The 14,363-nt window shown below is 43.1% G+C and carries 11 protein-coding genes; 1 reads left to right on the forward strand and 10 read right to left on the reverse strand.

Translation table 11 applies throughout. The features are described from left to right. Nucleotides 1-17 precede the first annotated feature (17 nt). Nucleotides 18-1,208 carry a toxic anion resistance protein gene (locus AC4J95_RS05435; RefSeq protein ID WP_494548951.1) on the forward strand — a complete coding sequence of 397 codons (1,191 nt, stop codon included), beginning with the start codon at nt 18-20 and terminating at the stop codon, nt 1,206-1,208. A 114-nt stretch (nt 1,209-1,322) separates the two neighbouring features. Here the strand turns inward: AC4J95_RS05435 and AC4J95_RS05440 are convergent, their stop codons facing one another. From AC4J95_RS05440 to AC4J95_RS05485, 10 genes are all read right to left on the reverse strand, one after another. Next, a complete protein-coding gene (locus AC4J95_RS05440; RefSeq protein ID WP_494548952.1) occupies nt 1,323-2,186 on the reverse strand; it encodes a GRP family sugar transporter in 864 nt (287 codons plus the stop codon). Nucleotides 2,187-2,270: 84 nt separating this feature from the next. Then, nucleotides 2,271-3,293 carry a two-component system sensor histidine kinase SapS gene (gene sapS, locus AC4J95_RS05445; RefSeq protein ID WP_494548953.1) on the reverse strand — a complete coding sequence of 341 codons (1,023 nt, stop codon included), beginning with the start codon at nt 3,291-3,293 and terminating at the stop codon, nt 2,271-2,273. A gap of 9 nt (nt 3,294-3,302) precedes the next feature. Next, entirely contained in the window at nt 3,303-3,974 is a 672-nt protein-coding gene (gene sapR / locus AC4J95_RS05450) for a two-component system response regulator SapR (protein WP_316404139.1), read from the reverse strand. A 71-nt stretch (nt 3,975-4,045) separates the two neighbouring features. Beyond that, the gene (locus AC4J95_RS05455; protein ID WP_494548954.1) at nt 4,046-4,399 is read right to left on the reverse strand and encodes an iron-sulfur cluster biosynthesis family protein; all 354 of its coding nucleotides are present in this window, start codon (nt 4,397-4,399) and stop codon (nt 4,046-4,048) included. 78 nt (nt 4,400-4,477) lie between these two features. Beyond that, a complete protein-coding gene (locus tag AC4J95_RS05460; protein WP_494548955.1) occupies nt 4,478-5,971 on the reverse strand; it encodes a phosphohexomutase domain-containing protein in 1,494 nt (497 codons plus the stop codon). 103 nt (nt 5,972-6,074) lie between these two features. Continuing rightward, nucleotides 6,075-8,495 (reverse strand): HAD-IC family P-type ATPase, encoded by a 2,421-nt coding sequence (locus AC4J95_RS05465; RefSeq protein WP_494548956.1) that lies wholly within the window; start codon nt 8,493-8,495, stop codon nt 6,075-6,077. Nucleotides 8,496-8,643: 148 nt separating this feature from the next. Beyond that, nucleotides 8,644-9,153, reverse strand: coding sequence for a GNAT family N-acetyltransferase (locus AC4J95_RS05470; RefSeq protein ID WP_494548957.1), 510 nt, complete (start codon nt 9,151-9,153; stop codon nt 8,644-8,646). Between the two features lie 248 nt (nt 9,154-9,401). Further along, nucleotides 9,402-10,346 (reverse strand): 3'-5' exoribonuclease YhaM family protein, encoded by a 945-nt coding sequence (locus tag AC4J95_RS05475; RefSeq protein ID WP_316404132.1) that lies wholly within the window; start codon nt 10,344-10,346, stop codon nt 9,402-9,404. Beyond that, entirely contained in the window at nt 10,343-12,973 is a 2,631-nt protein-coding gene (locus tag AC4J95_RS05480) for an ATP-binding protein (RefSeq protein ID WP_494548958.1), read from the reverse strand. Before AC4J95_RS05480 ends, AC4J95_RS05475 begins: the two co-directional genes overlap by 4 nt. Continuing rightward, entirely contained in the window at nt 12,963-14,144 is a 1,182-nt protein-coding gene (locus AC4J95_RS05485) for a metallophosphoesterase family protein (protein ID WP_494548959.1), read from the reverse strand. The genes AC4J95_RS05480 and AC4J95_RS05485 overlap by 11 nt, the downstream gene beginning before the upstream one ends. Between the last annotated feature and the right edge of the window lie 219 nt (nt 14,145-14,363).

Here is a 14,363-nt window from a genome sequence, read left to right on the forward strand (position 1 = left end):
GAACAGGAGGACACATAGTGGAACCAGAAAATAAACCAGAGACCAAACCGGTCGACAGCACTTTAGACGATCTACTTAGCAACCCTTTTGGCACCGACGCCTTAACCCCCGTTCAGCAACAAGAAATCTCCCACCTGCAGTCGCAAGAACAAGCAGACCGTTTAGTGGATAAATTGCCTGAAGAACGACAAGCACAAGCGCGGGAACTTGCCAAAAAAATCGATGTCAACGACTCACAGGCCGTAATCAGTTACGGTTCAACCGCTCAAACCAAATTGAGTGAATTCTCGCAATCAATGTTGAATACCGTATCTTCACAAGACATCGGTCCGATCGGCGACTCACTGAACCAATTAATGTATCGCTTAAATGAAGCCAATCCTGATGAATTACGTGTTGGCGAAGGCAATATTTTCCAAAAAATGTTTGGTAAAGTGAAGCAATCGATTTATGAAATCACGACGAAATACCAAAAAATCGGTGCACAAATCGACAAGATCGCAACAAAATTGAACGTCGAAAAAGACGGTTTGTTACGTGACAACCAAATGCTGGAAACTCTTTACAATAAGAACAAAGATTACTTTGATGCGTTGAACATCTATATCGCCGCAGCTGAATTGAAGGTCGAAGAAATGAAGCTAACGACGATTCCAGAAGCAACAGCAAAAGCGCAAAGTACTGGCGACCAAATGGATGTTCAAATCGTTAATGATTATACTCAATTCTTAGATCGTTTAGATAAGAGAACCCACGATTTAAAATTGGCTCGTCAAATTACGATCCAACAAGCACCGCAAATTCGCTTGATCCAAAATACCAACCAAGCATTGGCTGAAAAAATCCAAGCTTCGATCAATACAGCGATTCCTTTATGGAAGAACCAAGTAGCGATCGCTTTGACCCTGTTACGTCAAAAAGACGCTGCTACAGCGCAACGTCAAGTTTCTGAAACAACCAACGATTTGTTGAAGAAGAACTCAGAGATGCTGAAGATTTCGACGATCGAGACTGCCAAGGAAAACGAACGCGGCATCGTCGATCTGGAAACATTGCAGCAAACTCAAAACGACCTGGTGGAAACACTGGAAGAAACCTTGCGTATCCAAAAAGAAGGTCGCGAACGTCGCCAAATGGCCGAGATCGAGATCGGTCATATGGAAAACGACTTGAAGCAAAAACTAATGGAATTGAATTCCGGACAATAAAAAGCTTTATCGGATATCTCTCTGGAGGTATCCGATTTTTTTATTTTCAAAAAAAGACCCGCCGGCTCAAAGCTGACAGGTCAATGCTCAGCAGCAACTACATTTGCCGCTGCATTATGCTTTCATATAGCCTAACACGACACCGCCGACGATGATCAGCAGACAGCCGATAATGACATAGTACATTTCTTTTTTTGTCTTACGTTCGCCCAACAGGAAGATCCCGCCTAACGTTGAGATAATGATCCCCATTTGCGACAAGGAGAAACCAATTGCAAGGCCGATATTTTGAACACTTAAAAGCATGCAGACATTCCCGATGCCCCACAATAAACCGGAAGCCATATTGCGCCAAACATAACGATCCACTTTCGCTTTACGAAAGGCAAAGAAACTGGCTCCGACTAACATGCCGACGCTTTGCGGCAAGATGATCGCCAACGGATCAAGACCTGCCCAAGTAATGATGATCGTGTAGACGCCATAACCTAGTGTCGAGAAGATCAATGATCGGAAACCTTTGCCGAAGTTCAACATGGTGTCCTCTGTCTCTACACCGCTTTCGTCATCCTTACGCGCTGTTAAGTAGGCACCCAAGACAAGTAATGCTAATGCGATAAAACCAAAAACATAATCTTTGGTCTTTGTCCATTCATGAAAGAATACGGCACCGGCGACGGTATTCAAAATCAATTGAAACCCGGTTGAGATCGGCAGACCAACCGAAACGCCCATATATTTCATCCCGTGAAACTGACCGTTCTGACCGATTGACCAAAAGAGACCTGACAAGAAACCAATTAACAAAATCCAACCGCTCATTGCCGGCTGTACGATAAAATAGGTCACTAATGCAAAAACAAAAGCACCCATCGTCATTCCTAAGGTTTGCTGATTGGCGTCGCCGCCTAATTTTCCACTCACCAAAGCAATGCTTCCCCATGCTACCATCGGTATTAGGGCAATCAAAATACTCATAAACTTACTCCCTTCAATTCACAACTGGAATAGTTTAGCGAAAAAAAGGAAATTTAGCAATCAAAAACAAAAAATTTAAAAAAATTACCGTTCTTCATGATAATAATCTAATCGAGGGAAAAATAAAGTCATCGTCGTCCCCACATCCATCGTCGATTCTACGGAGAGTTCGACCCCAAGTTTTCCTGCTAACGTTTTGGCTAGATACAACCCTAGTCCTGTCGAATGCTGTTGTGCTTTACGTCCATTTTCACCAGTGAAGCCCTTATCAAAGATTCTTCCCAAATCCTCTGAAGGGATGCCGATTCCGCTATCTTGCAACTTCAAGGCGATCCCGCCGCTTTTCTTCTCGATCGTGATATTGATCTGACCGTGATCCGGTGTATACTTGATCGCATTACTTAAAAGCTGCCGGAAAATAAATTCGATCCACTTCGCATCCGTCAGTACTTTTGCATCCTCTTCTGTCAGGGTTAATTGCAGATTTTTTTGAATAAAATAGTTGGCTTGACTGCGAATGATCGGCTGAATGATTTTTTTCAATGAATACTCCTGAATCAAATAATCATTTACAAATTCATCGGAACGAGAATAATAGAGAACCTGCTCGACATACTCGTCAATCTGCTGAATCTCATTCTGCAGCAGCACAAACTTGTCATCAGGAATGTCAAATTCAATCGAGTTCAAGATCAAATCAACCGCCGCTAACGGCACCTTGATCTCGTGGATCCATGAATCCATGTAATCCTTCTGATCCTTTTGGCTGTCTAGCAATTGCTCAACCATTAGATGATGCTCGCGCACTTGCTGGTTTACATACTCCTGAATCAGCTGTTCTTCGTTATTGGCGGCAGATTCTACAAAATGCTGCAGATGCGACTCCTCTTGCTTATCAAAGGTTCGGAACCACTTTTTTCGACGATAAAAATCAATCGTAAAAAAGAGGAAAACCAAAAATAATTGCAGAATCAGCAAATAACTGAGATTGTCCCAAAAGCCATGCAAATCCGGCGTCAGCCAAACCATAAAGACCAGCAATAAGCTCAAAACTGCCCAGCCTAATAAGACCAGCAGCCGATCTTTTAAATACTTGATAAATGTCATAGCAGCACCTTATGGGACGATATAGCCTTGTCCGACTTTCGTTTGGATATAATCATCAATCCCGGCTTGTTCGATCTTTCGACGCAGCCGATTGATATTGACCGTCAATGTATTATCATCAACAAAGCGTTCATCATCCCAAAGCGCACGCAATAACTTGTCCCGGCTCAAGATTTTCCCATGCTGCTTCATCAAGATAAACAATAGACGGTACTCATTTTTACTGAGATCAACCACCTCTTCATTGATCGTCATACTGCTGTTGTCGATATTTAACGTGATTCCGTTGTGCTCTAATTCTTCGCCGCTTTCCGCATAGTTGTATGAACGCCGCAGCAACGCGTTAATCTTAGCTACTAAGATATCGACCTGAAACGGCTTGGTAATATAATCATCTGCTCCCATATTCATCGCCATGATTTGATCCATATTCGTATTTCGGGAAGAGATAAAAATAATCGGTACCTTGGAGACTTCACGGATTTTCTGACACCAATAATAGCCATCATACACCGGCAGATTGATGTCTAACAAAACTAGTTGCGGTGCAATTTGTTCGAATTCCTCAAAGACTTGATTAAAATTCGTGGTCTGATAAACGTCGAATCGCCATTTCGTTAACTCTTCACCAATCAATTGACGAATCACTGCTTCATCTTCCACGATCATGATTTTTGCCATTTTATTCCCCCGCTTTTTTCTTTTCATCATATCAAAAATCAAGAAAAAAAAGAAAGACGATCCTTTATAAATTAATTTTTGGTAAAATCGATAACCCCTAAGTTATCATCGATCATGCCGCCTTCACCAGATAAGCTGAAGGTGCTGAGACGCGGATTAAATTTGATTCGCATTTCCTCCTGCAAATCTTCCTTCGAATACCCTTTGATCCAAAAATCACCGATCTCTGATGGAATTTTTTCATCATAGTCGGTTTTGTTCATTTCGTTGGAAATAATGTTAATGGAAAACTGTGTCTGCATGTGAATCATGGCATGCTGCGAATACGGACCTACCCCGTCTTCAAATGTTAACAAAAATACTTTATCTGCTCCTAAATAAGTAGAAAGTTTTTCTTTTGCTGCTTCATCAAATGTAATTCTCATGATAATCTTTCCTCCTGAAAAAAGCTCCTTCGTTCTGACTCTTATCATCGAACGAAGGGGCTTATTTTGCAAGGATTCTTACTTATTCAATTGTTGATCCAGTTTCGTTAATTCAATTTGCGAATCTTGCGCCAAAATCTCACGAAAGATTGGTAATTGTTTTTGTATTTGATCGGCTTGATCGTTTTCCACCTGCATCACTAACAATGGTTCATGCAAGCTCAGACGCAGCAGCATCCAGCCTTTTCCGTAAGGTTCTGTCACAGAAAAGCGCACGCCCTCTTGATTCTCAGGATTCTCCGCAAACCCAGCTTGCTTCGGCAGCTCGCTACGGAATTTTTCGATCATTTGCTGGCCGACTTCTTTATAGTTTTCACCGTTGATCGTATAGCGAATTTCTAAGGTTTCCACCGGCTGCTCCAGTTCAGCCATCAAGTCAGTCAGCTCGCGGTTTTCTTTTTGTAATTTCGGTAACAGCATTAAAACTTTCGCGATGACATAAGCCCCATCATCCAAGAAATAATTTTCTTTGAAGGCCGCATGAGAGCTGGTTTCGATCGCTAATTGGCAATCGATCCCTTCCTCATTCAATTCGATCGCTTTATTGATGACATTGCGATAACCAGAGATATAACGGTATTGCTTGCCGCCTTTTTCTTCAATGAAGTTTTTCAAATGATCCGATGTCGGCGAATTTGTCACGATCGTACTGCCGGGATGTTCCTGTAAAACGATCGCAGATAGTACGGCGATCAAGTTATTGCGGTTGATCATTTGACCATCTTTAGAAACAATTGCCGAACGATCGACATCCGTATCAAAGATCACACCAAGATCGGCTTTGTTCTCAAGCACTGCCTGCTTAATACTCGCCATCGCTTCTTTATTATCAGGATTCGGAATATGGTTTGGAAAATTCCCGTCAGGCTCCAGAAATTGTGAGCCGCTGGTATCCGCACCTAGAACCGCCAACACCTTATCCGCAAAATAGCCGCCTGCCCCGTTACCCGCATCAACAACGATCTTCAACCCCTTCAATGGCTGATCACTACCGCTGCCGCGTTGGATTTTTTCAACTAAGTCAGCCGCATAACGCGATAACAAATCCGCTTGCTTCACACTGCCAGCCGCTGCTTCACTTGCTTCGGTATGGGTCAAAATGTAGGCGATATCACTTTTCTCCGCGCCGCCTGCCTGGCTGAATATCTTGATACCATTAAAATAAAACGGCAAATGACTCGCTGTCAGCATAATCCCCGCATCGCAAGCAAACTCGTCAAACTGCGTCGCCATAAACAAAGCCGGCGTCGTCGCTAAACCGAAATCCAATACCTCACAACCCGCTGACTCAAAAACGGATACCAGTGCCCCCTTTAGCTCTGGTCCAGTCAGCCGACTATCATGTCCGATCCCAATTTTAAAAGGACGTTGCACACCTTTATCTGTTAACCAATTAAGAATCCCTTGTGCAATCACGCGAGCTTCTTCCACACCTAAATTTTTTACCTTATCCTCAGCCGTGATAGCGATTCCACGAATATCTGAACCATTTTGCAATTTCGTTAACTCCATTGATGAACCTCCTTCAATCCTACTTTTAGTTCATTATACCAAAAATCCCGAAAAAGAAAGCCTTTTCCGGGAAATTTTATCAATTTAAGTAATTCTTACTGTTTTAAATGACACGAGATTTAGGGTTCTTTTTCGCTTGTCGCTTCTTCTGCCAGCGAATTCGCCAATCTACTAATTTATCCATTACGAACGTTAACCCTTTAAACAGCCAGTAAATCCCAAAGGTCAACGGAATCACAAAGAACAAATTTCGATTCCAAAGCTTGTCAAAATCGAAAAACGCTCTTAAGAATAGATAACAGCTTAGATAGGCGGTACTCAAGACAGCGATCAAAGCAATTTTCTTCTTATCTAACGGAAACGAAACTTTGTATAACACAAGCAAGCCAACACAGCCTGTTAAAAAGACCGACATAGTAGAAGTTGCTTGATAATCCAAATCAAATAATGCATTTGCTAGTTGGATGATCATTACCGAACTGACGACTGTCAACGCTCCGGGGAGTGAGACACGCAAAATATTGTTTAAGAAATCTCCTTTGATTCGTTCATAGCTTGGCTTCAACGCCAAGAAGAAGGAAGGAATCCCTACCGTCAATGCATTGATTGGCGTTAGCTGAACCGGTTCGAAGGGATAAGGGCTAGTTAGGATCATGAAGATCACCGCTAACATTAATGAATAGATTGTCTTGACTAGATACATTGAAGCCACACGCTCAATATTGTTGATCACTCGCCGACCTTCGTTTAACACATTCTGCATTCGGGCAAAGTCTGAATCCAACAGAATTACATCTGAAGCAGCGCGTGCGGCACTGCTTCCGTTTGCCATCGCCACACCGATATCTGCTTCACGCAATGCCAGCACATCGTTGACGCCATCACCGGTCATACAGACCGTGTGATTTCCCTTTAACGCGCGGATCAAGGATTGCTTTTGTTTGGGTGTCACTCGACCAAAGACGGTAGTAGTATCCACTAAAGCCTTGTAATCAATCGGCTCTTCTAAGCTGGACATGTCAATAAAAGCTTCCGCATTTATTATGCCGGCTTTTTGAGCGATTTTTGAGACGGTCAAGGGATGGTCTCCTGAAATCACTTTTAATTGCACATCCTGTTTCGCAAAGTAACCAAACGTCGCCCGCGCATTTTCTCTCAGATTATCTGAAATAATCAGCGTCGCCAATAAACGCGGTTCGTAGACCATCTCTTCTTCTAATGTTCCGGGATATTCCACTAGCACCAAGACCCGCTGACCTGCTTCAAGGTGAGGCTGAATCTTCGTTTGCATTTCAGCGGACATATTTTTAAAAATGAACTCTGGGGCGCCAAAGGCAAAACTACCTTGTTCTTTAAATGTTACACCGCTCCATTTCCGTGCAGAAGCAAAGGGAACAATTTTTTCCGCCTGCCAATCAGCCACAGCTGGAAAGGCTTCGCGTAAGGCTTTTGCAGTGGCATTTTGATCCTTTAACTGATCCATTAAAGCTCCCATGACCGTGTTCAGACGATGATCAGAGATTCCTTCAAGTAAGGCTTCTTCAAACTTCAATGTGCCGTCAGTGATCGTGCCAGTCTTATCCAAACAGATCACATCTACACGCGCTAACGTTTCAATGGAGGGCAATGCTTGCACCAGCACCTTTTTCCGTGCTAAATTCGCCGCCCCTACAGCGAAGGCGACACTTGTCAGCAGCATTAAGCCCTCAGGAATCATACTGACTAATGCCGCGACTGTACCTAATACTGCCTGCTTGATGGAATCTGAAGCTTGATATTGACTATAGAACAATCCTAATCCCACCGGAATGATCACAATCGTCAAAACAGCGATCATACGGCTCAATACTTTGGTCAACTCGGAGCTGCCAGTTTTTTTCGTTTTTGCTTCACTCGTTAATTGCTCAGCAAAATTGTCTTTCCCAACTGCCGTAGCTCGATAGAAGCATTCGCCAGCCGTAACAAAGCTGCCGCTAAACAGCTTGTCACGCTTCGCTTTTTGAACCCGATCCGCCTCGCCGGTTAACAACGATTCATCGACTTCAATGCCGTCACCAGCCAGCAAATTCCCATCCACTGGAACCTGATCACCGTTGCGTAGATAGAGCACATCGCCTAAAACGATCGCTTCCTGATCGATCTGCTTTAATTTTCCCTCTCGTAAAACGACCGCTTTTGTCTTTGCTAAGACTGATAATTTATCAATGGTGTGCTTCGCCCGTAATTCTTGAATGATTCCAATCAACGTGTTGATGATCACTACTCCGAAAAACAAGGTATTTTTGGGTGAGCCGACTAGTAGCACTAATAATGCCAAAACTAAATTCAGAATGTTAAAGATATTGATCGTATTTTCTTTGACAATTTCTTTATCTGATTTCAATAAGTTTTCTTCAACTTGATTGGTCTGACCTTGTTCAATTTTTAGTTGAACTTCAGAAGCTGATAACCCTTCAATGTCAGATGGAATCTCCACCTCATCAAAATTTTCTTCCACCGTTTGAACGTCTTTCTTTTTTTTCATCCGGTTTCACCTCATCTCATTTACAACAATAAAATTTATTTCTATGTTTATCTTACCACTACTCCCCTTTTTAATCGGGCCTGAACGTTTCACTTAAGCAACTCGTAATCTATTGATTCTATATGTGGAACAAGCAGTTATCGACGTCTTAGCTTCGAATGGAATAGACATAATGCGGCATCTTCACTCCTCGATAATGATTTATAAATTTACCACAACGCGTCATCCCATTTCTTTCAGCGACTTTTTGCGAGGCCAGATTCGTATCTCGGATGATCGAAAAAACCTCGGTCACCTTTAGCTGTTCAAAAGCATAGTTCTTACAGGCGATAGCTGCCTCACTGGCATAACCATGGTGCCAATACTCTCGCTGAAATAAATAGCCGACCTCCAGAACTTGCTGGCCAGCAAAATCCTGCCAGGTCAGCCCGCACTGTCCGATCATTTCTTCTGTTTCCTTTAGAATTACAGCCCATAGACCAAATCCGTTGCGACGATAGTTTCCGATTTGCTTCTCTAACCAGTCTTGAACCTCCTGATCGTTGAAGGCTCCCTCATAGGCATACATTGTTTGATCATCCTGCAGAATCTTGCTTAAGGAGCCAAGATCTGATGGCTGTAATTCCCGCAAATAAAGTCTTTCTGTTTCAATAATCATCTTTTCACCCCTCACAGCTAGTTCATTTTAAAGTAGCCATTTTTCTAAACTCAAGAAAGCAGCTAATTCATTTTAAAGTATTCATTTTTCTAAACACCAGAAAAATGACTTTTATTTTCATTTCGCATACGATCCAACTATACTTCGTGTTCTATAGTTTGCTATCAAAAGTTTGTACTTGTCTCAAACAGAATAAACTGCGAAAAGTTGGACTCGCAAATAAGCCGCGAAAATTCGCGGCTTAGGCTTTATATATCTTTTGGTACATAGAAACTACGATTATCCATCCCGAAAATCCGTTCCGTATAGGTGCCTGGTTCGGCATTTTTCACGGCACTGGACATCATTTGCATTGATGCATCGATATTATCGATTTGATGCAGGATCTCGGCTTCCATGATTCTTGGGCGTACTGGTGAACCATACTCTAACAAACCATGATGAGACAACACCATGTGGCGCAGGACCACGATGTCTTCATCCGCATCGCTGATCTTTAATTCTGCACAGGCTTTGGTGATCTCTTCATCCACTAAAACCAGATGACCAACTAAATTCCCAACAACAGTATATTCAGTTGAAGAAGGACCTGTCAGCTCAATCACTTTACCTAAGTCATGAATAATGATCCCCGCGTAAAGTAATGACGCATTCAGCTGCGGATATTCCTTCACGATCGCTTTGCCAAGTCGCAGCATCGTCAATGTATGGAAGGCGAGTCCGCCGGCAAACGCATGGTGATTGCGTTTTGCTGCTGGAAACTCAAAAAATTCCTTTTGGTATTTATTTAGTAAAAAGCGGACGATCCGATTCCAATGAGCGTTCGTGATCTCAAACAAGGTTTTGTTGATTTCTTCTTCCATCTCATCCCGCTTGATCGGCGCACGCTCCATGTATAATGCAGGATCATTAGGCTCTTCTGGCTTTGTTGTGCGAAGGTGCATAATCTTGACCTGCGGATTTCCCTGATAGATTTCCCGCTTGCCGTTCAGAAAGACGACCTGTCCTGCTTTATAGCGCTTGATCTCTTCTTCAGACGCGTCCCAAAACTTACCATCGACAGTTCCAGAAGTATCCTGGAACGTAAAGGCAATAAATTTTTTCCCGTTTTTGGCTAAACGAACATCGGCATTTTTGATCAATACATACATCTCAAACTGCTCATCGACCGTTAACTCTTTGATTTTTTTCATCGTTGGACTCCCTTCAATTCCCAGACTGGCTGGTGAAGCTCTTGGTAATAGCTTACCATTTCTTGGTCAGATGACAAACAAATGACTTGATATTTTTCACTAAATTGCTGTAATAATTTGGCAAATTGATACTTGCGCTGATGATCGTAATGCAGCCAGCCATCATCGATGATCACTGGACACAGTGGATGCTTTTGCTGCAAAGCCAGATAAGCAAAGCGAAAAGCCATCATGACCTGATCCTTCGTTCCAGTCGAAAGATTGTACAGACTCAGTTGATCGACCGTCAACAGACCTTCTGAAAAATCCAACCGGCCATGGGCATTGTTAGTCAGCAATTGAAAATAGCTGGTCGCCTGCCTTAATAGCTCCGGCAGTTGCTGCTCTGACAATTCTGTCGCGATATCCTGTAATAATTGATTCTCTAATTTCGCCACCGCATAATCAGTCATCAATTTTTCTACCAATGCTCGCTGCTGACTCGCTTGCTGGTAAAGACTATCTAGTGTGCCATCTGCTTGCATCTGCTGGATTTGCAAACGGGATCGCTGCTCTTGCTCCTGTAATTGATGGAGCTGCTGCTCACCTGTTTGAATCTCCTGTTGTAAGGTACGTAAGGCAGCCTCAATTTCTGCAAGTGTTGTCTCCTGTTCAAACAGCGGCGCAACACTTTCCGATAACTCTTTTAAGCGCATTTGCTTTTGGCGAACCTCTGTCTCACGCTGTAAAAAGGTCGGAATCTCTGATGGATAGGCCAAACGGAATTGCTCCAATAAGGCTTGATACCGATCTAAGAGTTGTTGCTGCTGCTTTTGCGTTTCGTGAATGCGCTGCTGCAGAACAGTATTCTCTTGATAGGTTTGCGCAAAGCGAATCTGCTCCATTTCCTTGGCAAATTGCTCTAATGTCTCGAACTTTTCCGACAGATTTTTCTCCTGCAGCGGCAACCATTCTGACAAAAACTCAAAACGCTGCTCCTGCTGCATCAGATTTTGGCGTAACACCGATTGACGCTCCTGCAGCTCTTTACTAGCTTGAAGCTGCGCCAAATAATTCTGTGCTCGCTGATTGTCTTGGATCGCCGCAAATTCGTTCTCAGCATTCGAAAGATTTCTTTGACGCAGCTCACTTTGAATCTGGTCAAATAGTCGTTGGACTTTTTGCTGGTTCTTGACAGTCTTTTCTGTCATTGCTGCTACTTGGCCTTCAAACACATCTAATTGTCCTAATTTTTCCTGCCATGTGTCTTTATCCGCCGGCTTGTTTTGCTTAAGAGCACCGCCAATTCCACATAAAGCTGCCGCAACTATCAAAATATAGCGCAATGGTGCAGGTAAGAAGAAAGCGGCTATCAGTCCAACACCTGCTGCAATAAACAGCCACGGCGAATTCTTCTTACTATTAAACAGTTCAGGATGTTTTTGCTCATAAGCATTCAGACTAGCCTCTGCTTGATCTCGTTGCTCCTTGACTAAGCCTAGACGTATTTTTTGTTCCTCCAGCTCCTTTTGCTGGGACTGAAGCGGCGCAAAAAGTTTCTGAAGCGCGGCTTCATCAGCAAATGGCCGCGGTGGGTTTTGTTGCCAATTTGATGGACTTGTATCCGTTTGAGCTAGCTTGATTGCGATTCGCTGCTCTTCATCCAACATACGGGTGATGGCGACTTTTTCAGCTAGCAGCTGCTGGATCCGTGCTTCATTTTCTAAATAAAAATAATAACGGGCCGATTCTTGATTGCCGCTATGCTGCTGCAGAGCCGTATGCAGTTTTTCCTGTTCCTTCATTAACTGCTGATACTCTTGATGGAAGGATTGAAGTTCCGCTTGTTCTGCTTCAGTCGCGGATTGGTGCAAGTCCATCTTTTGCAGTTCTAGATATTCTGCATAGCCTGACCAATTCATCCGCTGCTGCTCCAAAACTAGCTGCCGTTCCTGCAATTTGCGATTCTGGGCGGCCTGCTGGGTAACCTGTCTTTTTTCATTATCCGCTTGACGAACAAGCTGCTGAAAGCCTGCCTCTTGCGCCTCTTTTTCTTTGATCTTTTGCTGTAAACTTTGATAGCTCACTAAGGCTTGATTCAACGGTTGCTTACGTCCCCGCGGTCGATAAATTCCTTCATAATTATTTTTCAACCGGATTCTCTGCTCAAACAGTTCATTACTGCCGGATAAACCTAAAGAAATCAGCGCTTCGTGCAGATTTTCTTCACTTAGCGCATCTAATTGCTGAAGCTGCTCCTGTTGAAAGGTGAAAACCTGACGAAACAGCTGTTGATTCAGTGGATAGAGAATCTTTTCCAATAAATCTTCTTCCCCCCGCTGTCCATCCTCCAGTAAAACTTGAGCTTTTCCTTTATTTTTGGCTTTATATCGTTCAACCGTTACCGCACCATAAGTCGGGTGGACAATTAGCAAGCGTCCGCCAAAACCGCTGCCGTCATTCGGTGTATAATCTTGACCTTTTTTCCGTTTTGCAGGAAAACCAAATAGAATCGCTTGAATGAACTGATACAGCGTTGATTTCCCTGCTTCATTCAACCCATAGACTAATTGGTTTTTCGCTTCAAAAAGAAACGTTTGCTGACGCCATTTGCCGAAGCTGGTAATCTCTGCTTTTTTAATCCACATCAGCGTTCCCCCTAAACCGATAGCTTTGTGCCATCTTCTCTTTTAACAGCGCCACCGTATCGACTCTAAATTCTTGATTCATCAGACTGTGGAGCTGCGGATTTTGTTCCAGCTCATTCAGCAGTTCACTAAAAATCTCCGGTGTTTGATACGTCGCCATCAGCTGATCCACTAATTTCTCATCAACTGTCAGATAAGGACGTTCTGTCGGTGAATCGGCTAAGCTTAATTGCCATAGACAGATTTCCTGCGAGCTTTCCTCCTGCAAAGCTTCCAATAGTTCTCCAGAAGCTACTTGATACGCCAGCTCTTCTCCTAAATTCTCAGTATCACTGAATTCTAAATGCAGCAACGTCGGCTTGTCTACCGCTAATCTTCGCACTAGCGGAAATAACTCACGGGGTTGCCGAATACCTGCCAAAGAAAGTGTCCGTCTTTCCCAACGAATCACTTCAACTGGAATTGCTTGCGGAAGCAGCTGGTTGCCCTGACTTTCAACAATCGTCACTCCAGCCAGATTTATTTCTTTTTGAGTATGCCCCTGGGGTGTCCCTGGATAAATCACATAGGGCTGTTGAGATAAAACCTGCGGCACATGGATGTGACCCAATGCCCAATAATCGTAGCCCTTTGCTGCCAGCTCTGTTACTTGAAACGGCGCATAAGGCAGCTGCCCTCCATGGTACATTCCGATTTGAAAATCAACCGCACCTTTATGAGGAAAGCTTTCAAGCATCGCTGCTTCGATCGTTGGATGCTGGTAGCTAAAGCTGGTGATGGCGACCTGCTCACCGGCCTTTGTCACAAGCTTCTTCGTTTCCACCCACTCATCGTCAAATAACTGAATATTCTCTGGAAAAGCAAACCAATACCGGTCTGCTTGATAAAAATCATGATTGCCAAAATTCATAAAAACCGGAATGTCCGCTTCAGCTAAACGATCCATTTCCTGAAAGAAATAACGCTGAGTTTTCAAGGTAGGACGGTTTTGATGAAACGTGTCCCCAGCTAGTAAAACGAAATCTACCGCTTGAGTGATCGCCGTATCAACAATATTCTTCAACATTTTTTGATTCGCCGTCACTAATTGCTTTTGAAAATACTCGGGTACGTTTGTTAAGCCTTCAAAGGAACGATCCAGGTGAAGATCAGCTGCGTGTAAAAATTTCATTTTCTCCCCTCCTCATCCTAGTATTGGACTAATTTCCAATAAATCCAATCCCGTTTATTTTACCATAAAAAAACGAAAGCTTGTTCGTATATCGTCAACTCTGCTTAATACGTTTAAAAAAAACTATACAACTATTCAAATCAATAGCAGTGTGAATGGAATAGCTACATGGTCAGGATGAAATCCTTTGAGATATACTATTATAGCCATTTTCTAGGT

This window comes from Enterococcus sp. GPZ-007 (genome assembly GCF_059374735.1).

Coding starts and splice junctions, on each gene's coding strand:
- sapS (WP_494548953.1), bottom strand. CDS start 3,293: ATGACATTTATCAAGTATTTAAAAGATCGGCTGCTGGTCTTATTAGGC.
- AC4J95_RS05485 (WP_494548959.1), bottom strand. CDS start 14,144: ATGAAATTTTTACACGCAGCTGATCTTCACCTGGATCGTTCCTTTGAA.
- AC4J95_RS05440 (WP_494548952.1), bottom strand. CDS start 2,186: ATGAGTATTTTGATTGCCCTAATACCGATGGTAGCATGGGGAAGCATT.
- AC4J95_RS05475 (WP_316404132.1), bottom strand. CDS start 10,346: ATGAAAAAAATCAAAGAGTTAACGGTCGATGAGCAGTTTGAGATGTAT.
- AC4J95_RS05480 (WP_494548958.1), bottom strand. CDS start 12,973: ATGTGGATTAAAAAAGCAGAGATTACCAGCTTCGGCAAATGGCGTCAG.
- AC4J95_RS05465 (WP_494548956.1), bottom strand. CDS start 8,495: ATGAAAAAAAAGAAAGACGTTCAAACGGTGGAAGAAAATTTTGATGAG.
- sapR (WP_316404139.1), bottom strand. CDS start 3,974: ATGGCAAAAATCATGATCGTGGAAGATGAAGCAGTGATTCGTCAATTG.
- AC4J95_RS05455 (WP_494548954.1), bottom strand. CDS start 4,399: ATGAGAATTACATTTGATGAAGCAGCAAAAGAAAAACTTTCTACTTAT.
- AC4J95_RS05460 (WP_494548955.1), bottom strand. CDS start 5,971: ATGGAGTTAACGAAATTGCAAAATGGTTCAGATATTCGTGGAATCGCT.
- AC4J95_RS05470 (WP_494548957.1), bottom strand. CDS start 9,153: ATGATTATTGAAACAGAAAGACTTTATTTGCGGGAATTACAGCCATCA.